The organism is Undibacterium sp. KW1 (genome assembly GCF_009937955.1).
GTDB lineage: Bacteria > Pseudomonadota > Gammaproteobacteria > Burkholderiales > Burkholderiaceae_D > Undibacterium.
Window position 1 is genome coordinate 1,468,969 of the sequence record NZ_AP018439.1, and the last position, 23,564, is coordinate 1,492,532.

Sequence of the window (23,564 nt, forward strand, 5' to 3'; positions counted from 1 at the left end):
ATTAAATTCTTTCAGCGGCTTCTATGGTATTGACCAGCAGCATGGTGATCGTCATGGGACCAACACCGCCTGGTACTGGCGTAATATAACCCGCGACTTCTGTGCTTGGCAGATAATCAACATCACCGCAGAGTTTGCCTTCATCGTCGCGGTTCATGCCTACGTCGATGACAACTGCGCCAGGTTTGATCATGTCTGCCGTGACGATATTGCGCTTGCCTGTCGCCACTACCAGAATGTCGGCATTGCGCGTATGTGCTGCCAGGTCACGGGTCTTGGAATTACAGATGGTGACAGTAGCTCCAGCTTGCAAGAGCAGCATGGCCTGCGGTTTGCCCACGATATTGGAGGCGCCCACCACGACCGCATTGGCACCGCGCACGGGATAATCTATCGATTCCAGCATCTTCATGACGCCATAAGGCGTGCAAGGGCGGAACAGCGGTTGACCCGTCATCAGTAGACCGGCGTTGCTGATATGGAAACCATCGACATCTTTTTCTGCCGCAATCGCTTCGATGACCTTGTTGGCATTGATGTGGGCAGGCAGGGGCAATTGCACCAGGATACCATTGATCTTTGGATCATTGTTCAGGCGGGCAATGTGCTCAAGCAATGCTTCTTCGGTCAAATTTGCATCATATTTTTCCAAAACTGAGTAAAAACCGCAGTCTTCACAAGCCTTGACCTTGTTGCGCACATACACCTGCGACGCCGGATTCTCACCAACGAGGATGACAGCCAGGCCAGGCTGCTTGCCAGCAGCAGTCAGTTTGGCGGCACGTTGTGTTACATCGGCACGGATTTGTATAGAAAGCTGGGTACCACTGATGATATGGGCAGTCATGGTTTATAGGGCTATGTTAGTGATAGATAAGGCAGGATTATAAGGGATGGCGGCGCATGGAGCATGTCTGCAAATCAAGCTCGCGCTGTTGACTTCAATTCCGGCCATTTAGCATTGTTTTTCACAGTGAAAAATTATGTAATTAATAATCAATTTTTGGTGTTGAATTACCTTTGTGTAAGTCTTTTGTGTCAATTGGTTATGGAATTGTATCGCTTTGTTGTTTTCTGTCCGCATTCTCTGCGTATTCATTGACTTCAAATTTCAAGAATGGCTTCATACATATTGTGAAAATTAATTTTCAAAATATTTTTCATCGTGGCTGATTGCTTGGCTTCGCCGCGATGTAACACCAGAAACAAACCCCCTAGGAGAGAGATATGCTGAAGGAAAAGGTAATTTCAAGATCGCTGCGCGTGATGTTTTCAGGCGGCTTGATGATGACAGCGGGTATGCTGGCACAACCTGCATTTGCGCAGGATGACGCCAAGGTACAGCGGGTAGAGGTAACAGGCACCAGTATCAAACGTGCTGAAGCTGAAACTGCATCGCCGATACAAATCATCAGCCGTGCAGATATCGACAAGTCTGGTAAGACGACCGTTGCTGAATACCTGCAAACCCTGACTTCCGATGGCGCCGGTTCTTTGCCAACCAGCTTCGGTAATGGTTTTGCTGCCGGTTCCACAGCCATCTCTCTGCGTGGCCTGGGTGCCACTTCCACACTGGTATTGCTGAATGGCCGCCGCATGGCGCAGTTTGGCCGTGCTGATGATGGTCAAAAAGCATTTACAGATATCTCCACTATCCCTATGGAAGTGGTTGAACGTATCGAGATCCTGAAAGATGGTGCTTCTTCCATCTACGGTGCAGATGCGATTGCCGGTGTTGTTAATATTATCCTGAAAAAGAACTATGAAGGCATCACTGTCAGCGCGACTGCTGGTACTTCCGGTTCCCGCGATGCCAATCAGATCAAAGGCTCCATCACTGCCGGTTTTGGTAATCTGGACAAAGACAAATACAACATCATCCTCAATGCCGAGGCTTACAAATCCAATGAGTTGATGAACAGCCAGCGTAATGACCGCGACTGGATAGGTACAGGCGACTGGCGTCGCTGGGGTTACCCTATGGTGACTGTGGGCTCTTTCACTTCCGGTTATATCGCCGGCAATAACAGCGCGCAACCAAATCCTGCCGGTTCCTTGCGCGATCCTAAGACACTGAACTACGTATCCCTGCCAGGTTGCTCGACTTTGTCGGCAACAAAAAATCAGGACCCGAATGGTGGCTGTCTGTGGTACGCAGATCAGTTCCGTACCATGCTGCCACAAATCGACGGTGTGAACCTGTTTGCCCGTGGTACCTGGCAGTTGAATGATGATTTGCAGGCTTATGCTGAATTTGGTTATTCTCAGCGCAAGGCTGCGTTCACAGTAACGCCTCCTTCTACATCTGCCAACGTGTTCTTCCCTTCAAATCCTACCAATTTGAACGGTAACATCAACTACGGCAACACCATCCTGATGTCAGCTTCACATCCGCAAAATCCGTATGGTGCTGATGTCCGTCTGCGTTATTCCATGTTTGACGTCGGTGCGAACCGTCGTATTGCTGACAACTCCTTCTACCGCGCCGTTGCAGGTTTGAAAGGTACGATGGCTGGTTGGGATTTCGATACAGCTATTTTGCATTCTGAGTCCAAGCTGCATCTGGACTACACCAACACCATCAATATGGCGGTATTGAAGTCTGCTCTGGGCGATCCCAAGAGCCCATACTTCCCATATTACATAGGTACTCAGGCCAGTAAAAACAATCCGGCTTTGTATGCAGCCATGGTCAAGACAGCGACTATCGATGCACCTACCAAGATGGACATCATCGACTTCAAGGCTTCCCGTGAATTGTTCGCTTTGCCGGGCGGTATGATGGGTCTGGCGGTCGGTGCTGAATACCGCCGTGAATCCTATGACATGCCTTCCCTGGACGGCAGTAAAGACGGTTCCATCAATGCCAGCTATGTAGCGGCAAAGGGCGACGAGACAGTATCTGCGATCTATGCAGAGTTGCTGGCTCCGGTCATCAAGTCTCTGGAATTGTCCGGCGCTCTGCGTTACGACAAATATTCTCACTTCTCTTCTGTGACGCCAAAAGTTGGTGCCAAGTGGACACCAGTGAAGACATTTGCCCTGCGCGGTACTTATTCTGAAGGTTTCCGTGCACCAAGTGCTCCTGAATCCGGTACAGAAAGCTTCAGTGCAGGTACGGCTTCCGTTCGCGATCCGGTACGCTGCCCTAACGGCACACCATTGCCAGGCGCACAGGCTTCTGATTGCGCTGCGACTTTCACAGGCTTCAAAGTTGGCAACCCTAACCTGCAACCAGAAAAATCCAAAGGTTATACCTTGGGTATGGTCTGGGATCCATTGCCAGATACCAGCTTCGCGATTGACGCTTGGAAGATTCGCCGCAACAACGAAATCAATTCCATGTCCTTCCAGCAGGCAGCGGCCTTGCCAGGCGTATTGCGTCAGGATAACAACCTGACCATCAATGGCGTGGTGACACCAGGCACAGGTACCATCATCGGTGGCGCAGCTCCTTATGCCAACTCCAGCTACACTGAAGTCAAGGGTGTGGATCTGAACGCAAGACAGCGTTTCAACCTCGGCGAATACGGCAAACTGACTGCTGACGTCAACTGGACACACGTTAATTCCTGGTTGCGTGTCGATGGTACAGTGCAGCATCAATATGCCGGTACGCATGGTAACTGCGATACATCCAACTGCGCAGGTACACCAAAAGACAAAGTCAACTTTGTACTGGGTTGGGACAGAGGTCCATTGAACATCACTGGCGTGGTCAGCTATCGTGGTTCCATGAAAAATATCCCTGAAGAAGGCCAGCCTTGCGCCAACAAGTTTGCTGACGGCACTGAAGCGCCAGCAGGTTGCACACTGGCTTCCTTCACGACTCTGGATGTGTCTTTCCGCTACAAGGCAATGAAAAACCTGGAAGTCTTCGGTTCCATCGCCAACCTGTTTGACAAGGTTGCTCCACTGGATCCTCTGACTTACGGCGCAATGGGTTTCAACCCTATGGACGGCAGCGGCGCAATTGGCCGTTACTTCAAAGTTGGCCTGAAATATCAATTCAAATAATAAGTAGTTACGCTGATTAAGGCGATTCTAAGGGCGATGATTTATTCATCGCCCTTTTTTGTTGCCTTTAGAAAAGTTGTTGGCAAATTGCAATAACTTATCAGTGGATTGATGAAATGGCAAGTGCTGCAAGCAATAAGCATGCTCATCATGTATTTCAAGGATTTTGCACTGCACACCAAGCATCATGAGCCAAGTTTTAATAGATAGCTTATGAATAAAATAAAAGAATTTTTCAGTTTATTTGCTGCGTTGCGGTGTAAATTTCACATTATGAAATCATATATCGCTATTTGAAAAATTAAAAAGTCCTGTTAAAATACTTGCGAGAACAAAAAACTAGCCGTAATTTGTCGATTCGCCCCGCGCGTTTCACCCTAACGCGCACCAACAGGAGACCCCTTCTATGTCACCCCAGATAGACCAGGTGCTGGCCCAGGCCGTAAATGATCCCGATGTAGTTGAAACAAATGAGTGGCTGGATGCGCTTGAAGCAGTCATAGAGGCCGAAGGCCCTGAACGTGCGCATTATCTGATGGAGCGCATGGTTGACCTGGCGCGCCGCCGTGGTGCCCATATCCCGTTTTCCAGCAATACTGCTTACGTGAACACCATTCCGGCTGACCAGGGCGAGCATTGCCCGGGCAACCTGGAAATTGAAGAGCGTCTGCGCTCTTATATGCGCTGGAATGCGATGGCCATGGTGGTCAAGGCTAACCGCGTTGATGGCGACCTTGGTGGTCACCTGTCGAGCTTTGCCTCGCTGGCAAATATGCTGGGCATAGGCTTCAACCATTTCTGGCATGCGCCGACGGAAGATCACGGTGGCGACCTGTTGTATATCCAGGGCCATTCTTCTCCTGGTATCTATGCACGCGCCTTCCTCGAAGGCCGTCTGACTGAAGATCAATTGTTGCATTTCCGCCGTGAAGTCGATGGCAAGGGTCTGTCTTCTTACCCGCATCCAAAACTGATGCCAGACTTCTGGCAATTCCCTACGGTATCCATGGGGCTGGGCCCGTTGATGGCGATTTATCAGGCACGCTTCCTGAAGTATTTGCACGCTCGCGGTATTGCAGACACGGAGAAACGTAAAGTATGGGCATTCTGCGGTGATGGTGAGATGGATGAGCCAGAATCCATGGGCGCAATCGGCATGGCTGGTCGCGAACAGCTGGACAATCTGGTGATCGTCGTCAACTGTAACCTGCAACGTCTGGACGGCCCGGTACGTGGCAATGGCAAAATCATCCAGGAGCTGGAATCTGATTTCCGTGGTGCAGGCTGGAACGTCGTCAAAGTGATCTGGGGCAGCGGCTGGGATGAATTGCTTGCGAAAGACAAAGACGGCATCCTGCAAAAAGTGATGATGGAAACCGTTGATGGCGAATACCAGAACTACAAAGCCAAGGATGGTGCCTATGTACGCGCCAACTTCTTTGGCAAACATCCAAAATTGCTGGAAATGGTCAGCAAAATGTCGGATGACGACATCTGGCGTCTGACCCGTGGTGGCCATGACCCACACAAGATTTATGCAGCATTTAAAGTCGCCCAGGAAAACAAGGGCCAGCCTACCGTTATCCTGGCCAAGAGTATCAAGGGCTTCGGCTTTGGTAAATCCGGCGAAGCACGCAACACTGCGCACAACACCAAGAAGCTCGATGACGAAGCCATCAAGGCCATGCGTGACCGCTTCCAGTTGCCGATTGCTGATGCTGAATTGCCCGCAATCCCATTCTTCAAGCCGGCTGACGACACGCCAGAAATGCAATACCTGCATGCGCGTCGTAGAGAACTCGGTGGCTACCTGCCGCAACGTCGTCAAAAAGCCGACGAGGCTCTGGTGGTGCCAGACTTGACCGCCTTCCAGGCCATGCTGGAACCAACGGCAGAAGGTCGTGAAATTTCCACGACAGCCGCTTATGTCCGTATCCTGACCGCCTTGCTGCGCGACGCCAGCCTGGGGCCACGCGTCGTGCCTATCATGGTCGATGAATCCCGTACCTTTGGTATGGAAGGTCTGTTCCGCCAGATCGGTATTTTCAGCCAGGTAGGTCAATTGTATGAGCCTGTCGATAAAGACCAGGTCATGTACTACCGTGAAGACAAGGCTGGTCAGATTTTGCAAGAAGGTATCAATGAAGCCGGTGGTATGAGTTCATGGATCGCTGCGGCGACTTCCTACTCTACCAATAACCGCGTCATGATCCCGTTCTATACCTATTACTCGATGTTCGGCCTGCAGCGTATTGGTGATCTGGCCTGGGCTGCTGGCGACATGCGCGCACGCGGCTTCCTGCTGGGCGGTACAGCCGGTCGCACGACGTTGAATGGTGAAGGTTTGCAGCATGAAGATGGTCACAGCCATGTATTGGCGTCGACCATCCCTAACTGTATTCCTTACGACCCAACCTTCGCCCATGAAGTGGCAGTCATCATGCATGATGGCCTGCGTCGCATGGTGACTGATCAGGAAGATGTCTTCTACTACATCACCCTGATGAATGAAAACTATAGCCATCCAGGTTTGAAAGCAGGTCAGGAAGAGGGCATCATCAAGGGCCTGTACCAGTTGCAAAAATCTGAGCAGACCACCAAGCATCGCGTGCAACTGATGGGCTCAGGCACCATCTTGCGTGAGGTGATTGCCGGTGCTGAGTTGTTGCAAAACGACTGGGGTATTGCTGCCGATGTCTGGTCTGCGCCATCCTTCACTTTGCTGGCCCGTGACGGCCAGGATGCTGAACGCTGGAACATGCTGCACCCGACAGCAGAACCACGCGTGCCTTACATCGCACAGTGCCTGAAAGACACGGCTGGCCCTATCGTCGTGGCAACAGACTATATGCGCACCTTTGCTGAGCAGGTACGTGCCTTCATACCGAAAAATCGCAGCTACAAGGTGTTGGGTACAGACGGTTTTGGCCGTTCTGATTCCCGCGCCAAGCTGCGTGAATTCTTCGAGGTCAACCGTTACTTCGTGGTCATCGCTGCCTTGAAGACACTGGCTGATGAAGGTGCCTTGTCTGCATCCGTAGTGGCGCAGGCGATTGCCAAATACGGTATCAATGCAGATAAACCAAATCCGGTTACTGTGTAATTTTACGTCTGACACCCACTAACATTTCCTGCCACTTTCATTTTTAGAGAGGGGCAGGATGAGCGTGAAGACAGAGCATAAACCTGGCTTCACCCCAACCGCCCTGTGACAGCGCAGGGCGACAATGGAGAAAACTATGAGTAGCGTAGAAGTCAAAGTACCGGATATTGGTGATTTCAAGGAAGTTGAAGTCATTGAGCTGATGGTCAAAGTCGGCGACATCATCAAGGTCGATCAGTCACTGATCACCGTAGAATCAGATAAAGCCAGCATGGAAATTCCATCCAGCCATGCCGGTGTAGTCACAGAAATTAAAGTCAAGGTCGGCGACAAGGTTGCTGAAGGTTCTTTGCTGGTCGTGGTTGATGCTGCAGCAAGTGCAGCAGTAGCATCGGCGGCGGCACCTGCGCCTGCGGCTGCTCCGGCAGCAGTTCCTGCGCCAGTAGCGGCTCCAGCGCCAGCAACAGCAGCTCCCGCACCTGCTCCAGTCGCAGCAGCACCGGCTGCGCCTGCACCTGTAGCAACAGCCAGCGCAGGCAAAGCGCACGCCTCACCATCCATACGCAAGTTTGCGCGTGAACTCGGTGTGGACTTGAGTCGCGTTGCCGGTTCCGGCCAAAAAGGCCGTATCACGCAAGAAGACGTACAAAACTTCGTCAAGGGCATCATGGCGGGCAGCACTGCCGTTGCTGCGGTTTCTGCTCCGGCAAAAAATGGCAGTGGTGTCGGTCTCGATGTATTGCCATGGCCATCGCTGGACTTCAGCAAGTTTGGCGCGACCACGACATCGCCTTTGTCACGCATCAAAAAACTCAGTGGCCCGAACCTGCACCGCAACTGGGTCATGATCCCGCATGTTACGCAATTTGATGAAGCCGATATCAGCGACCTCGAAGAATTCCGCAAATCATCGAACGAAGCCCTGGTTAAATCCGGCGTCAAACTGACGATGCTGGCTTTTGTCATCAAGGCCAGCGTTGCCGCGCTCAAAAAATTCCCGGCATTTAATTCTTCGCTCGATGCGACAGGTGAAAACCTGATCCTCAAGCAGTATTACAACGTCGGCTTTGCTGCTGATACACCGAATGGCCTGGTCGTACCTGTCGTTAAAAACGCAGACCAAAAGACATTGTCGCAAATCGCTGTCGAAATGGGCGAGTTGTCTGCCCAGGCACGCGATGGCAAGCTGAAACCTGCTGACATGCAGGGCGCAACCTTCACCATATCTTCACTCGGTGGTATTGGTGGTACTGCGTTCACGCCTATCATCAATGCGCCTGAAGTGGCGATCCTGGGCTTGTCCAAATCCAGTATCAAACCAGTCTGGGATGGCAAGCAATTCCAGCCACGCCTGATGTTGCCGCTGTCGCTGTCGTATGACCACCGCGTCATTGACGGCGCCATGGCTGCCAAGTTCACCGCTTATCTGGCTGATGTCCTGGCTGATTTGCGTAAAACCCTGCTGTGAACGGAGACCAGACTATGAGCACTATCGAAGTCAAAGTACCCGATATCGGTGATTTCAAGGAAGTTGAAGTCATAGAATTGCTGGTCAAGGTGGGTGACACCATCAAGGTTGATCAATCACTGGTGACTGTCGAATCCGACAAGGCCAGCATGGAAATCCCGTCCAGCCACGCCGGTGTCATCAAGGAATTGAAAGTCAAGCTCGGTGACAAGATTGCTGAAGGCAGTCTGTTGCTGGTAATTGAAGCTGAGGGGGCTGCGGCAAGTGCAGCGCCTGCAGTTGCGGCAGCTCCCGCCGTTGCGGCTGCTCCAGCAGCGGCTCCTACTGTTGCCGCTGCCGCTCCTGTGGCAGCAGCGCCTGCCGGACCAGTTGGTATCGTCGAAGTCAAAGTCCCTGATATTGGTGATTTCAAGGAAGTGGAAGTCATTGAAGTCATGGTCAAGGTTGGCGACAGCATCAAGGTCGACCAGTCCCTGATTACCGTCGAATCGGACAAGGCCAGTATGGAAATTCCATCCAGCCATGCCGGTACGGTAAAAGAAATCAAGGTCAAGGTTGGTGACAAGGTTGCTGAAGGCAGTTTGCTGTTGCTGGTCGAAGCTGCAGGCCAGGCAGCGTCTGCTCCTGCTGCTGCCACCCCAACAGCAACTGCACCCGCTGTAGCACCTGTCGTTCCTGCGCCAGTTGCTTCTGGTTACACAGGCAAGGTCGATGTCGAATGCGACATGATGGTATTGGGCGCTGGCCCTGGCGGTTATTCTGCTGCCTTCCGTTCTGCCGATCTGGGCATGAATACAGTGTTGGTTGAGCGTTATTCCACGCTGGGTGGTGTCTGTCTGAATGTGGGTTGTATTCCATCCAAGGCACTGCTGCACGTGGCCGCCGTGATTGATGAAACTGCATCCATGGCAGCGCATGGCGTGACATTTGCCAAGCCGGAAATCGATATCGACAAACTGCGCGGCTACAAGGAAAGCGTCATCAAGAAAATGACAACTGGCCTGAGTGGCATGGCAAAAGCCCGCAAGGTCAATGTGGTGCAGGGCGTAGGTCAGTTCCTGAGTCCTAATCATATCGAAGTCACCGCGGCGGATGGCAGCAAAAAAACCGTACAGTTCAAGCAGGCGATTATTGCCGCTGGTTCTTCTGTCGTGAACCTGCCTTTCGTACCGGCTGACCCGCGCATTGTTGACAGCACAGGTGCGCTGGAATTGCGTCAGATACCAAAACGCATGCTGGTCATCGGCGGCGGCATCATCGGCCTGGAAATGGCGACCGTCTATTCCACCTTGGGTTCACGCATTGATGTCGTTGAAATGCTGGATGGCCTGATGCAGGGCGCAGATCGTGACATGGTCAAGGTATGGCAAAAATTCAATGAAAAACGTTTTGACAACATCATGTTGAAAACCAAAACGGTTGCTGTTGAAGCACTGCCAGAGGGCATCAAGGTCACATTCGAAGCCGCTGAGGCGGGTGGAACTGCACCTGCACCACAAGTCTATGATCTGGTACTGGTGGCAGTAGGCCGCAGCCCCAACGGCAAGAAGATTGCTGCCGACAAGGCGGGCGTGGCCGTGACTGACCGTGGCTTCATCACTGTCGACAAGCAAATGCGCACCAACGTGCCTCATATCTTTGCGATTGGTGACCTGGTTGGCCAACCCATGCTGGCACACAAGGCCGTACATGAAGCCCACGTTGCGGCAGAAGCAGCTTCCGGTGAAAAAGCCTACTTCGATGCCAGCGTGATTCCATCCGTTGCCTACACTGACCCTGAAGTCGCATGGGTAGGTATGACAGAAGACGAAGCCAAGGCCAAAGGCGTCAAGCTCGAAAAAGGTCATTTCCCATGGGCCGCGTCTGGCCGTGCAGTGGCCAATGGCCGTGATGAAGGCTTCACCAAGTTGCTGTTCGATGCAGAAACCAAACGCATCGTTGGTGGCGGTATCGTCGGCACGCATGCGGGTGACATGATAGGCGAGATCGCCCTGGCTATCGAGATGGGTGCTGATGCAGTTGATATCGGCAAGACCATCCATCCACATCCTACCCTCGGTGAATCGATAGGCATGGCGGCTGAGGTGTATAAAGGTGTCTGTACAGACTTGCCACCGCAGCGCAAGAAATAAGTGAATTTGCTGTAAATTAAAGTTAGGTACAAGCCCTGATGCATAAAAAGCATCAGGGCTTTTTTGTATCTATCGCTATAGAACTCTAGTTTTCTGAACTTGTTCTGCAAACGGTAGTCAAATTGCTGCTTTTTGAGCTATCTTTGCGTGTTGTCCAAAAGATGGCTCCATAAAATCTGATCAAGCTCCCTTACAATAAAATATTACAGGTGGTGCAACCATGAAAACCTTTGTACGCAGCACGCTGGTCCTTGCGCTGGCAACTGCCTTTCTCCCGGCTATTTCTGTTCATGCACAGGATAAAGCTGCCCCGGCAACTACGGCGGCCAAGGCAACCAAACCAGGGCAAAAAACCGCAGACCTGCTGCCATTTCACGCAACAGAAAAGCTCTTGTCCAATGGCCTGAAAATCATCATCGTGCCGACTGGCTTGCCTAACATCATCTCGCTGCACATTCCGGTACAGACTGGTTCGCGCAATGAGATAGAAGAGGGTAAATCCGGTTTTGCCCATTTCTTTGAGCATATGATGTTTCGCGGTACCAAGGAAATTCCGGCAGACAAGTACAAAGATATATTGACGGCCACCGGCGCGAGGCAAAATGCCTACACCAGCGATGACCTGACCAACTATCACACGACCTTCTCCAAGGAAGACCTGGAAACCATGCTGAGGATAGAGGCAGACCGTTTCCAGAACCTGTCCTATAGTGAAGCAGATTTCAAGACAGAATCGCGTGCGGTACTGGGTGAATACAACAAGAACAGCGCCAACCCCATCAGCAAGCTGTTTGAAGTCATGCGCGACGCGGCTTACCAGAAGCACACTTACAAGCACACCACCATGGGCTTTCTCAAGGACATTGAGGACATGCCCAATCAATATGCCTATTCCAAGGTATTCTTTGACCGCTGGTACCGCCCTGAGCGTACCACCGTCATCATCGCCGGTGATGTTGAGCCGCAGAAAGCCATCGCCCTGGTCGAGAAGTACTGGGGTAAATGGCAGCGCGGCAAGGTGCAGCCTGCCGTGCCAGCAGAACCGGCAGCAACAGGTGCGATTTACAAGCATGTGCCATGGCCCAGCCCTACCTTGCCGTATGTGACCGTGGCCTTCCATGCGCCAGCTTTTTCTGAAGTGAACAAGGAGCACGCCGCCCTGCGCCTGTTGCTGAACCTGTCTTTCGGTTCTACCTCAGCCCTGAACAAGCGCCTGCAGCAAGATGAACAAAAGGTTGATCAGCTGTTTGACTATACGCCAGACAATGTCGATCCTGGTCTGGCAACCATAGGTGCACGCGTCAAGAAGCCGGAAGACGTGGTGTATGTGCGCGATGCCATCCTCAAGACCGTTGCCGGCATCACCGCCAAACCATTGTCTGACAAAGAACTGGCCGACGCCAAGTCTGCGCTCAAATATGGTGTCATACGCTCACTTGATAATACCGAGCAAATCGCTTCTACCCTGGTGCGTTTTGTTCATTACAAGCGTTCATATTCGACCATGAATCAGTTCTATCAGCTCATAGATAGTCTGACGCCAGCGGACTTGCAGGCTGCGGCGAAAAAATACCTGATTGATGACAGCATGATCGTCACCACACTGTCGAATGTAGCCTTGCCTGCCGAGGTCAGCCAGTTGCCCAAGCTGGCCAGCTTTGCCGACAAGAACACGGGCAGCAAGCTCGACATGCTGGTGCAAAAATCAGCCTTGCCGCAGATACGCTTCAAACTGGTGTTCAATGCCGGTTCCGCGAATGATCCTGCAGGCAAGGAAGGCCTGGCAGCCCTGACGGCAGCCATGGTCGATGCGGCAGGTTCCAAAGAGCGCAAGATTGATGAAATCAAGAAAGCCTTGTTCCCATTGGCGGCCAGCTTCAATGGCCTGACCGACAAGGAAATGACCACCTTCAGCGGTTCCGTCCACAAAGACAAATGGGATGATCTGATCAATATCGCCTTGCCGCAATTGCTGGAACCCGGCTTCCGCGAAGAAGATTTCCGCCGCCTCAAGGATGCGCAAAAGAATGCCCTGACACTGGATTTGAAGGACAACAACGAAGAAGAACTCGCCAAAGAACGTCTGCAAACCAATGTGTTTGCAGCGTCACCTTATGCCCATCCTGTGCTCGGTACGATCAAGGGCATAGATGCGATTACGCTCGATGATGTCAAACAGTTCTGGAAACAGGCTTATACCAAGGGCGCGCTGAAGGTTGGTATTTCTGGCGACGTGACAGAAGCGATGCAGGCTTCCTTGCAGCAAGCCCTGGCGAAATTGCCAGAAGGTGCAGGCATTGCGCGTATTGCCGCACCTGTGGGCAAAGTCAGCAAGGGGCTGGAAGTGGAGATCATAGAAAAGAATACGCGCGCAACCGCTATCTCTTTGGGGCAGCCTATCACGGTGACGCGTGCGCATCCTGACTTTGCCGCCTTGTGGCTGGCCAAGACCTGGCTGGGCGAACACCGCGCCAGTTCATCCCATTTGTACCAGCGCATACGCGAAGTGCGTGGCATGAATTACGGTGACTATGCGTATATCGAAGCCTTCCCTGGCGCCATGTTCCAGTTCTTCCCGACTGCCAACAGGGCACGCCAGTCACAACTGTTTGAAATCTGGATACGCCCGGTCGCGCCGGAAAATGCCCAGATGGCCATACGGGTTGCGCTTACCGAGTTCGACAGAATGGTCAACAAGGGACTGAGCAAGGAAGAGTTCGAGATCACCCGTGCCTACCTGATGAAAAATGTTTTCATGATGACGGCCACCCAGGATCAGCAGCTAGGCTATGCCATGGATTCGCAATGGCACCATACGCCTGAATTTACGAAGATGATGCGTGATAACCTGAGTAAACTGAGCCTGGCAGATGTCAATGCCGCCATCAAGAAGCATTTGTCGGCAGAAAACCTGTCTGTCGTCATCATCGCCAAAGATGCTGCCGACCTGAAGGCAAAGCTGGTGGCCGATGCTGAATCACCGATCAAATACAATTCAGATAAACCCAAGGAATTGCTGGATGAAGACCAGGTCATCAGCAAGCGCAAGCTCAACATCAAGGCTGAGGCTGTCAGCATCACACCTGCAAGCAAGGTGTTTGCTGATTAAGCCAGTCAGATAGCCAGACCGTCAGATAGTTAAAAAAGCCCTGCAATCCGTGAAGATTGCAGGGCTTTTTTAATATGCGGATATTGCTAAAAATTACGCCGCTTTTTGTACGATCAAACCTATCGAGGTCACTACGTATTTTTCTATCTGCAAACGCAGATGCGTATCCTGTACGTAGGGTGCCATATCGACATGGCCATCTGCAAAACCATCACCTTCATCCCAGTCGATTTCTATCTGATGACCCTGCGATTGCAGCGTAGTGATGATGTCTTCGATATCGCGCTTGCGGAACAGGACGGTAGCACCAGTATCGACGGTATTATCATTGGAAGACATATTGAATTCTGTCGTGTGCACTGCGATGCCGCCGGGCTTTAAGCAATGCATGGCATTATAGACAAATTGCTTGCCATGTTCGATGGAGCCCAGATGCTCAAAAGCGCAGGATGACCAAAGGAAATCGAATTTGCCATGCAGCTCTTCACTGATATTGTTCATGTCGGCAAATTTGAATTCGACCAGCCTGCGCAATTCTTTTTCATCGCAGAGATTACGCTGGTTGATGGCTTCAAAACCATTCGCGTGCTGGGTGGAGTCAACCCAACCCTTGGCTTGTGCTTCTTCAGTGAACAAATCCGTGGCGATGATGCTGGCGCCATGTGCTGCGAAGATAGCAGTCAAGGGTTCAGTGCCGACAGCAAATCCCAAGCCAAGCTGCCCTTCTTGCAGCATGCCGCGCTCTTTCAAAGCTTGGGTGATGAAAGCCCACTCCCAGATTTTTCTGTGCATGTGACCTGGCCTGTCGCCCATGCGTGCAGTCCAATATTGAAAAACCTCGGTGCGCATCATCTGTTCTGTACACATGGATGATTGCAGCAGCTCTGTTCGGGCAGGTGGCGGGGACTGCAGATAGTCGTGAACTGGCTTGAAACCATCTTGCCATGCACGTACAGGGATCAACGGGTCTTCAACTTCGGCAGCAACTGGTGGAGTGGGTTCAACCTGGGCTACAGGGTGCGCTACTACAGGAACTATGAATTGCTGCCGGATTTTTGCGGCCAGGCTGGATTGGCGAAATTCTGCAGGGAGCACCCGCCACACTGGCAAAACCAATTTCAAGATACTGGATTTCATGAGGTAAATCTTAGCTTTAATTGAATAAACTGCACTTATGCTGTTTCCAGCCAAGTAGAGAGCTTGCTGCCATGCTTCCTATAATAGCAATTGATTTGCCAGTCTGACTATTAAATTTTTCAATTGACACAGTCATCACTAATTGTCTGAAGATAATTACGCCCAACAGTATTCAATATCTTTATGTGTTGTGGAAATTACGTCTGTCATCCAAAATAGTCTTACAGTTCGTTCATGGATGCTGCTTTGGACTATAATTTTCAGTAATATTGACGTACGACAATCAGGAAAACCCTAAGATGAACACAGCCACAAGCGTTGATAGTTTCACTTCTCCTGAATTCCTGGCCATGGAGCGCAGCATCATCGATGACTTTGTCGATTGTACGCGGGAGGCATGTGAAGAAGCCGAGGCCTGCGTCAAAGAGCTCAATAATCAGGGCGGTGCGGCCTATGTACACCGCCTGTTCCGCGCCATGCATTCACTCAAGGGCAATTGCCAGATGGTTGGCCTGATTCCCTTTGTCGAGTTATTGCACAGGCTGGAAGAAATCGTCGCCAGGGTCAGGGCAGAGCAGGACCCTTATTGTCGTGAACTGGGTGAATTCCTTTTACTGGCCATTGATGAGGTTGAGGATTTGCTGAATGACCTGATCGCTCATGGGCACACCAGTAATGTCCGGCGCAAGAAATTGTACGTCCTTTGCGACAGCTTGCAAAAGACTTCCAGTGGCGGCTTTCATGCGCAGCAATTCAAAGATGCAATTGCTTTGCTGGATGGGAAAGTCGCAAACAAGGAAAATGTCGCAAAAGCCCCGAAAGTAATGCTGGAATTGTCAGATGACATGACAATGATGTACAAGTTTGCTCAACAAATTGATAATCTCAGTATCTATAGAAAAAATCGCAGCGAACAGTCCGCACAATTAGCCGAAGCATTGAATGAAGCATTGGGTCTGCCAGTCGATGCACGACAATTGAAAGCAGCGTCCCTGATGCACGATGTGGGAATGAGTTTTATTCCACATAGTATTTTTAATAAAGAAGCAGGACTTTCAAGAGAGGAACTGAAAATTGTGCAGGAACACGTAGTTACTGCCAGTCAGATACTCTTGCGCTTTGGTGGCTGGGACGAAGCAGCACGTATCGTTCTCGATCATCATGAGCGCTATGACGGCACCGGTTATCCGAATGGTTTGAAAGCGGAGCAGATACATCCTGGAGCACGCATACTGGCAATAGTTGATACCTTTTGCTCGGTCACCAATGAGCGCTCAGACCGCAGTTTTAAACGCAGTTTGCTGAGTGCGATTTCCGAGATTAACGCCAATATTGAAAGCCAGTTTGATCCGCGCATGGTTGAGATGTTTAATGATGTAGTGCGCAAGCTCATCGCCAAACAATAAATATGTTGCGGCGCGGAATATATGTGGCTAAACAATGTACCTGAAATTTCACACAAGGATGTCCGCTTACGCAGCATACGCCGCAGTGATGCAGCAGCCTGGTATGACTATCTCAAAAATCCGGATGTGATCAGACATACCAGCTGGAACCTTAGTGCGGCAGCAGATCTGTTACCGCAGTTCGCTGCTTATGAAAGCGCTGCACCTGATACCCCTATTCGTCTTGCCATCGTCAGCAGGGAAGAAGACAGGCTCATAGGTACGGTCGGTTTTCATACCATTTCCGGTATTAACCGTAGTGCGGAACTTGCCTATGACCTGGCACCTGAATACTGGGGCAAGGGTGTCATGCAAGCTGCAGCAATGGCACTGTGTCAATGGGGCTTTCAGCAGGCTGGCTATAAGCGCATCCAGGCGACTGTGCTGGAAACCAATTTCCATTCCATACAACTGCTGGAGCGCATGGGCTTTGAACGAGAAGGCCATCTGCGGGCTTTTCGCATGGTGCGCGGCACACCGGGCAATTTCTGGATGTATTCACGTTTGCATCCTGATATTGCCTGATCTTGCCAGCGGATAAACAAATCTTTACGACGACATAACAAGACTGTTTTTTTCATGCAAAGCATGTCGCATAGTGTTGGACATAAGCTTGTCGCTTGAGTTAGGCTGGCATTGAATAGCCTCCTGCCTTGCAGGGGCAATAGCCGGGAAAACAGCATGTTGTTAAAACGCTCAAAAGAAGAAGTAGTCTTGCTCATGCTTTGTGGCCTGAGCATACCGAGCATCCTTCCTTTTGGCATAGTGCGCCTGTTCCAGGGTAATTTTTTGATGGCAACAGTTGATCTGTTGATCGTGCTGGGTATGTTGTGCATCATCGTTTTTGTCTGGCGTACCAGGCGCGTGCGCCTGGCCGGGCTTGCTGTCACTGTGTTTTATTCCATGGGCATGCTGGCGGCTGTGTATGTCAAGGGCGTGCCTATCGCGTATTGGGTATATCCGACCATGATTGCTGCCTTTTTCATACTCAGGGCAAAAGAAGCCCTGATGATCAACAGCATTTCATTGATCGTGCTGGTCATGATCTTGCGCAATGCCATGCAGTTGCTGGACCTGTCCAGTCTGGTCGTCACCCTGGTGTTGATCAATCTGTTTTCCTATATCTTTTCTGACCGCACCAGCCTGCAGCATTTTGAATTGAACCAACAGGCAGAAAAAGACTTTTTAACCGGGGCTGGTAACCGCCGTGCGTTTGACAAGCAATTGCGGACCATCTGTGCCAAGGATGAAGTACATACCGATGTTTGCATCCTGATCCTTGATCTTGACCACTTCAAAAAAATCAATGACCAGTTTGGTCATATGGTGGGTGACCAGGTGCTCATACAGTTTTGCGCACTGCTGCGTTCACGCATACGCACGGCAGACTGCTTTTTCCGCTATGGCGGCGAAGAATTTGTCGTCGTTGCGATGGGGGCAGACGATATTGCCGCAGCCAGGTTTGCGGAGGAATTGCGTACCCTGGTAGAAAAGGCGCAATTGCTGCGTGATTATCCCGTAACCGTCTCCATAGGTGTGGCAAAGAAAATTGCCGGAGAAGATGGTCAGGCATGGTTCCAGCGTGCTGATACCATGCTTTATGAAGCAAAACTGGCCGGGCGCAACGCGGTGCGCGTGGCTGTCAATGACAGCGTTTGAGCTAAAGCCTCAAGCTTGTTGCTCAGGCTGATCACTGGAAGCAGTAACGTCATTGGCGACGACAATCTGTTTTTCCAGCTCACTGTCAGGGCGATAACTCCAGGCTGGCATGAACAGCAATACAAACAGCGAAGCCAGTGCCGTAATGACACTGATCCAGATGACAAACTGGTTGGCCGCAATGCGTTCAGGGTAGATATGGATGACAGCTCCCAGGCCTATGGCATTCGCCGCTGCCACCAGTACTGCACAGGCATAATCCTGAAAACGCCTGGCCTTGTTGGCACTTTTTGCCCAGCGTGGATCAGTGTTGTAGCTGGGCAGATGCAGGTGGGCATCTTCCAGCCTTTCCAGCGTGGCCAGGAAATGGCGCAAATTCGTGATCGAGCGTTCTGCCTTGTAATTCAAAAATGTCAGGCAAATTGATGCGACGGGAAAACCCATGACCAGCCATTCTACCGGCAGCTTGCTGCTGGGCTCACCCGGTTTCAAGGCCACCAGCGCAGCCAGCAGGCTGACTACCAGGGTCACATACAGGGCCAGCGCCTGATGTCTTTGTGCTATGCGGGTATTGACTTCCTGGTTGGCGGCGATGAAACGATAATTGGCATCAACATGGGATTTTGACATAGGGCGGCTTTCAGCGATTTGGAGCAAGCCGATATTATCGCTTAAATTTTCGCTGAAACTGTTTGAAACCGCTCGTCCCTACTCTCAAAATGCCCAGGTAGCAGAAACATAGGCCGTTTTGCTATCTGGCAGTTGCGCCAGTATTGCCTTGCTGGGGCCGCCATACATACGCAAGCCGCCATTAATGCTAATGCGGTCACCCTGCCAGCCTAATGCAGCGGTGATTGTGCGGCCATTGTCTTCTGGCGTCCAGAGTATATCCAGCGAGGGTTGCCAGTCATTCTTTTGCCAGCTCCAGCGTGCAAACACATTCTTGCGACGAATATTGCCAGAGGCCGACAACGCCTGGTTTTGCCAGGCCAGGTTATAGCCAATTATTTGCTGCATTTGCGGCAAATAATTGACGCTGCCCTGCAAAGTCAGGTTGCGCCTGTTCCAGTCTTGCCATTCGCGGCCTGACAAGGCGGTGCCATCCCACCAGGCTTCGAGGAAAAAACTATGCTGTGACTCCGTTGTGTAGTTTGCCCCCAGCATGGCTTGCACGACATTGTTTTGCGTATTGTTTTGCCAGGGGCTGGTACGCTGCAGCAAGCTAGTATCGGTATTCATGCGCAAGCCCGTATTTTTTTGCATGAAGCGCAAGGAGCCATGTATCTCCATTTCATCTGTCGCCACCCACGAAGTAGCAGCACCAAGACTGCCACCACTCTTTTGACCATAGCGGCCAAAGCCATGCAGATCGACGCCGCCAGCACGGTGATAAACCCGTGCCGCCAGCGCCTGTTCATCTGCTATATCCGTCGTTGCAGCATGGCCGGGATTGACCCACACCAAAGTTGCTGAGGTATTCGCTGTGAAATAATCAAGACTGGCCAAAGGCTTGCCGATGACAGTAGTGCTGATCAGTGAGCGGCGCTTTTCCTGCGCTACCACATCATTCGGGCGAAAGCCATATCCAACATCCCATGCAATGGTTTTTTTGCCAGCACTGAACTGCCATGCGCCATCACCAAGGCTGCCATACAGTTCATTGAGCCAGGCTGTGGCCTGGGTACGTCCGCCATCATTCATCTGCCCCTGCACGGTGGCAACAGCATTAATGCCTTTGCCACTGGCGCGCAATTCAGTTTCCACCACGCCCAGTTGGGTATTCTTGCTGGATAAGCCAGGGGCGAGTTGATTGGCTATCGCCAATGGACTGGTGCCATTGCTGTTGTAACTATTAACCAGTCCACGCATCTGGCCACTGAAGTCTGCATCTTCAGCCAAGGCAAAAGCAGGCGTGCAGAGCAGGGCAGCTAGCAAAGTAGCTAAGGCTGGGGTTTTCAAATCAGGCATAATCACTCCAGGCTGGGATTCTTGGCCAGGAACATGGGATTCAGCCATTGTTCAGGCACAGTTTTTTGCTTGCGGCTGAGATAGCGCACACGTGTTTCTTTGTGGCTGCTCAATTGATCCAGCAAAATCATTTCAGACACTGCAGTCGGTGCTTGTGGTTTGTCGAGAACAAAGCTGGCCTGCTTGGCTAGTTTTTCTGATTGCACATACAAATCTGCCTTGATAGGTTCGTGACGGGTCTTGCCCAGCCATAGCTCTATGCGCTGGTAGGCGACGGATTTACGCACGGCATTCAAACTCAGGTGCACGCAGGCTTTGTCATCGCATTTTTCTTCACCAACGATCTTGCCTGTGTAGTCTTGCGACCAGCTCATCGTGGCGATATCGCCGATAGAGGCATCCCCCAATAATTTTTGCATGGGCGTGATGCGCAGCGGGCGCTGGCTGCCGGGCAAGAGCATCCAGAAATCATCACCCAGCATCAAGACCTTTTGACCTTTCTCTGCCGGGCTTTTCATGAGCACCAGAGATTGATGATTGACCTGTGAAAACACCAGGTAATTTCTTTCTTTTTCCTTGCTGCCATCTTTGGCAAAAGTGGTGATCTCTGTTTCTACCTGCATGTTCTCGCTACCTACCCTGAACTGATCGGCAGCTTTGAGGATGTCGCCAACCTCATCTGCCCTGGCCAGACCTGTTGTTGCTGCGAGCAATAAAGCGATAGTGTGTATGGCTGTTTTCATTTTTATTCTCCAGTCTTAATTATGAGCGAGCGCATCGACGATGGGCTGACGCAGGGTTTTGCGGGCGATGAAGGCTGACGACAGCATGGATAAGGCAATCATCATGAACACGGTGATGGCATACATGGCAGCATCTATCGTGATCAGTAAGGGGTAACCGCTTGAGCGCCCTGGTGGTGGTGGCATTTCTACCGGAAACACCATGAGCAGCAGCGCAACGGTGATCGCCAGCAAGGCTCCAGCGATGGCACCTGTGCCGCCCAGTATCATTCCTTCAAAAGAAAAACTGCGTATCAGTTGCCCTGGCAAAGTGCCCATGGCGCGCAACGTGCCAACTTCACGGGTGCGTTCTATGATGGCCATGGCCATAGCATTGGCAACGACAAATACGACGATGACGCTGATGATGGCACCCAGGGCACCAAAGATGCGGTTATACAAATCACGCACAGACTTATAAAAGAAAGCTTGTTCCAGCCAGTTTTGCACGGTCAGATCAGGGAATACTTTTGCCAGCCTGGTTTGCGCAGGCAGGGTCGCATCCATGGAATTCAGGAACACTCCGAGGCTGGAAATGCGTTGGGTATTCAAGAGTTTTTGTGCTGTCTTGATATTCGAATACACCAGGCGTTTATCCAGGTCAGGCACACCTGTTGATACCAGGCCCTTGACGGTGACATCAACTGCATTCAAGGCGCCATCTGTGGTGCTGGCCATCAATGTCAGGCTGCTGCCGGCTTTGGCTTTCAGGCTGCGTGCCAATGCGTCACCCAGGACGATTTCTGCCTCTGCAGATTCGGTTTGCAGGAGTTCACCTTCTTTCAATGTCAGGGTAGGGCCCTTGACCGAGAATTCAGCATCCGGGTCTATACCCACTGCCATCATGATCGTGGATTTGTCGCCATTGCTGATCAGGCCACTGTATTCTATGCGTGGCAAGACATAGCGCACGGCTGGGTCAGCCAGTAGTTTGCTTTGCAGGGCAGCTGCATTTTCCAGACCATATTGCAGGGGCACATCCTGGTCACTGGTGAAGTGCTGGGGTTTGCCTATGGTCAGATGGCCAGTGCTGCGTGCAGATATCTGGGCCAGACCTTCATAGGTCGAATAGGCAAAACCACCAGCCAGTAGTATGGCTGCAGTGCCTAGCGCTGCGATGACCACGGTAATGGCAGAACGGCGGCGGTTGCGCAAAGTATTGTAAAAGGCAAATTTGAGCCAGCTGAGTTTCATTGCAATCTCCCATCCAGCAGTGACACGATGCGGTCGCTGCGGCTAGTCAGGCGGTTATCATGGCTGGCGATGATGAAGGCTACGCCTTCGGCATGACCACGTTCACGCATCAGGTCCAGTACCTGGTCGGCGGTATGTGAATCCAGGCTGGCAGTCGGTTCATCGGCAATCACCAGGCTGGGGCGCTTGATGAGGGCGCGGGCAATTGCCACCCTTTGGCGCTGGCCGCCAGACAAGGCGTCTGGCAAATGCTGGGCATGTTCATGCAGGCCAACGGCTTTCAGTTGTGCAGCCACCCGCTCACGTCTTTCTGCTGCCGGTACACCCGTCAGGAAGAGTGGGTAATCGACATTCTCTGCCACCGTCATGACAGGCACGAGGTTAAAACTCTGGAAGATAAAACCTATGGTGTCGCGTCTTTGCAGTGTTTTTTGTGTTTCATTGTATTGATTGATGTTGACACCGTTAAGCAAGATGTCGCCAGCATCCGCATGGTCTATCAAGCCGCACAGGTTCAGTATCGTGCTCTTGCCACTGCCGGACGGGCCGGTCAGTGCCAGCAGTTCACCACGCTGCAATGTCAGGTCTACGCCTTGCAAAGCCTTGACGACATGAGCGCCGAGTTGATAAGTTTTATGAACTGCATGCAGTTCTATGGCAGGTGCCAGGCTCATGATGGAATACCTTTCAACATGGCCTTGGCAGCTTCTGCCTGTGGTGCATTCTGTTTGATGACTTCATTCAGGTAGCGTTTTGCATCCTCTGGGCGCTTTTGCTCATTCGCCAGACTGGCAGCGCGCATCAATACCGAACCGCGAAAACCGGGTTCGGCCTTGTCGAACTGCTTGTGTTCCAATACTTCGTTGAGGAGTTTTGCACCGCGTGCTCCACGGTTCATGAAGGCTGGCACAGCCAGGAAAGTGCTGGCGGCGACATATTTGACTTCCAGTATCACAGGCGTGCTGCCATGTCCCTGGGCGTTTTCATTGGCGGCGGCGAGTTGCAGGGCTTTTTCCAGCATCGCCATGCCATCTTCTGCGTAAGACATTTTCTTCCACGGGAACATCGTGGTGACTGCCAGTCTGCCTGTGCTGGCTCCGGCATAAGCTATGATCAAAGGGCTGGTCGGGTCTTGTTTGAGCAATTCACTGAAGGCATTCGCTGCAGCTTCTTCGCTACCCTTGGCAGACTGGGTAAATTGCTGGAAAGCTGTTTGAAACTGAGGCTCGGAAAACGCAATGGCCTGGCTGCTGGCAAACAGAACCAGGCCGCCTGCCAACAGTATTTTTTTGCCAATGTTGAAATAAGTCGTGTGCATGTGTATCTCCTGTTTGTCTGATGTGATTCGTGTTTGCGACAGGAGGCAGATTAAAAGGGGCGTGCCTTACTCACAATACTGATGCGACAGACCGGAGAAGTGGGCCGTGAACGGTAGTAAAAATGGCGCGAAATGAAAGGCTGTTGCGCGTATGTCCAGGCTTGTCTGGAAATGCTGACAAGACAGGAAAAATTTCCTGAATCGTGCAATACTGGAATTTAAATGTTAATTC

16 protein-coding genes are annotated in these 23,564 nt (G+C 51.5%); 8 read left to right on the forward strand and 8 right to left on the reverse strand.

Features of this window, described 5'->3' with window-relative positions; all coding sequences use genetic code 11:
* Position 1: 1 nt before the first annotated feature.
* Positions 2–847, reverse strand: a complete 846-nt coding sequence (gene folD / locus UNDKW_RS06520) for a bifunctional methylenetetrahydrofolate dehydrogenase/methenyltetrahydrofolate cyclohydrolase FolD (protein WP_162058047.1) — start codon at positions 845–847, stop codon at positions 2–4.
* Between the two features lie 380 nt (positions 848–1,227).
* On the opposite strand from folD, the gene UNDKW_RS06525 reads away from it, so the two are divergent.
* The 5 genes from UNDKW_RS06525 (at position 1,228) to UNDKW_RS06545 (ending at position 13,829) form a co-directional block, all read left to right on the forward strand.
* Positions 1,228–4,017, forward strand: coding sequence for a TonB-dependent receptor (locus tag UNDKW_RS06525; protein WP_232063272.1), 2,790 nt, complete (start codon positions 1,228–1,230; stop codon positions 4,015–4,017).
* A gap of 406 nt (positions 4,018–4,423) precedes the next feature.
* Entirely contained in the window at positions 4,424–7,120 is a 2,697-nt protein-coding gene (aceE, locus tag UNDKW_RS06530; RefSeq protein ID WP_162058048.1) for a pyruvate dehydrogenase (acetyl-transferring), homodimeric type, read from the forward strand.
* 124 nt (positions 7,121–7,244) lie between these two features.
* On the forward strand, positions 7,245–8,588 hold the full coding sequence (gene aceF, locus UNDKW_RS06535; RefSeq protein WP_304941464.1) for a dihydrolipoyllysine-residue acetyltransferase: 1,344 nt from the start codon (positions 7,245–7,247) through the stop codon (positions 8,586–8,588).
* Between the two features lie 14 nt (positions 8,589–8,602).
* Entirely contained in the window at positions 8,603–10,720 is a 2,118-nt protein-coding gene (lpdA, locus tag UNDKW_RS06540; RefSeq protein ID WP_162058050.1) for a dihydrolipoyl dehydrogenase, read from the forward strand.
* A 220-nt stretch (positions 10,721–10,940) separates the two neighbouring features.
* Positions 10,941–13,829, forward strand: a complete 2,889-nt coding sequence (locus UNDKW_RS06545) for a pitrilysin family protein (RefSeq protein WP_162058051.1) — start codon at positions 10,941–10,943, stop codon at positions 13,827–13,829.
* 93 nt (positions 13,830–13,922) lie between these two features.
* Here UNDKW_RS06545 and UNDKW_RS06550 read toward each other — a convergent pair whose 3' ends face one another.
* Positions 13,923–14,966, reverse strand: coding sequence for a cyclopropane-fatty-acyl-phospholipid synthase family protein (locus UNDKW_RS06550; RefSeq protein WP_232063273.1), 1,044 nt, complete (start codon positions 14,964–14,966; stop codon positions 13,923–13,925).
* A gap of 299 nt (positions 14,967–15,265) precedes the next feature.
* Here UNDKW_RS06550 and UNDKW_RS06555 point away from each other — a divergent pair, with 299 nt between their 5' ends.
* The 3 genes from UNDKW_RS06555 to UNDKW_RS06565 all read left to right on the forward strand — a co-directional run bounded on the left by UNDKW_RS06555 (position 15,266) and on the right by UNDKW_RS06565 (position 18,070).
* On the forward strand, positions 15,266–16,372 hold the full coding sequence (locus UNDKW_RS06555) for an HD-GYP domain-containing protein (protein WP_162058052.1): 1,107 nt from the start codon (positions 15,266–15,268) through the stop codon (positions 16,370–16,372).
* 21 nt (positions 16,373–16,393) lie between these two features.
* On the forward strand, positions 16,394–16,936 hold the full coding sequence (locus UNDKW_RS06560) for a GNAT family N-acetyltransferase (protein ID WP_162058053.1): 543 nt from the start codon (positions 16,394–16,396) through the stop codon (positions 16,934–16,936).
* Positions 16,937–17,092: 156 nt separating this feature from the next.
* On the forward strand, positions 17,093–18,070 hold the full coding sequence (locus tag UNDKW_RS06565; protein ID WP_162058054.1) for a GGDEF domain-containing protein: 978 nt from the start codon (positions 17,093–17,095) through the stop codon (positions 18,068–18,070).
* A 9-nt stretch (positions 18,071–18,079) separates the two neighbouring features.
* Here the strand turns inward: UNDKW_RS06565 and UNDKW_RS06570 are convergent, their stop codons facing one another.
* From UNDKW_RS06570 to UNDKW_RS06595, 6 genes are all read right to left on the reverse strand, one after another.
* Positions 18,080–18,700 carry a hypothetical protein gene (locus tag UNDKW_RS06570; RefSeq protein WP_197893109.1) on the reverse strand — a complete coding sequence of 207 codons (621 nt, stop codon included), beginning with the start codon at positions 18,698–18,700 and terminating at the stop codon, positions 18,080–18,082.
* Positions 18,701–18,784: 84 nt separating this feature from the next.
* The gene (locus tag UNDKW_RS06575; protein ID WP_162058055.1) at positions 18,785–20,038 is read right to left on the reverse strand and encodes a hypothetical protein; all 1,254 of its coding nucleotides are present in this window, start codon (positions 20,036–20,038) and stop codon (positions 18,785–18,787) included.
* A gap of 2 nt (positions 20,039–20,040) precedes the next feature.
* Positions 20,041–20,781 carry an outer membrane lipoprotein-sorting protein gene (locus tag UNDKW_RS06580; RefSeq protein ID WP_162058056.1) on the reverse strand — a complete coding sequence of 247 codons (741 nt, stop codon included), beginning with the start codon at positions 20,779–20,781 and terminating at the stop codon, positions 20,041–20,043.
* Positions 20,782–20,796: 15 nt separating this feature from the next.
* Entirely contained in the window at positions 20,797–22,014 is a 1,218-nt protein-coding gene (locus UNDKW_RS06585; protein ID WP_162058057.1) for an FtsX-like permease family protein, read from the reverse strand.
* Positions 22,011–22,688 carry an ABC transporter ATP-binding protein gene (locus tag UNDKW_RS06590; protein ID WP_162058058.1) on the reverse strand — a complete coding sequence of 226 codons (678 nt, stop codon included), beginning with the start codon at positions 22,686–22,688 and terminating at the stop codon, positions 22,011–22,013. Before UNDKW_RS06590 ends, UNDKW_RS06585 begins: the two co-directional genes overlap by 4 nt.
* A complete protein-coding gene (locus UNDKW_RS06595) occupies positions 22,685–23,332 on the reverse strand; it encodes a hypothetical protein (protein ID WP_162058059.1) in 648 nt (215 codons plus the stop codon). The genes UNDKW_RS06590 and UNDKW_RS06595 overlap by 4 nt, the downstream gene beginning before the upstream one ends.
* Positions 23,333–23,564: the final 232 nt, after the last annotated feature.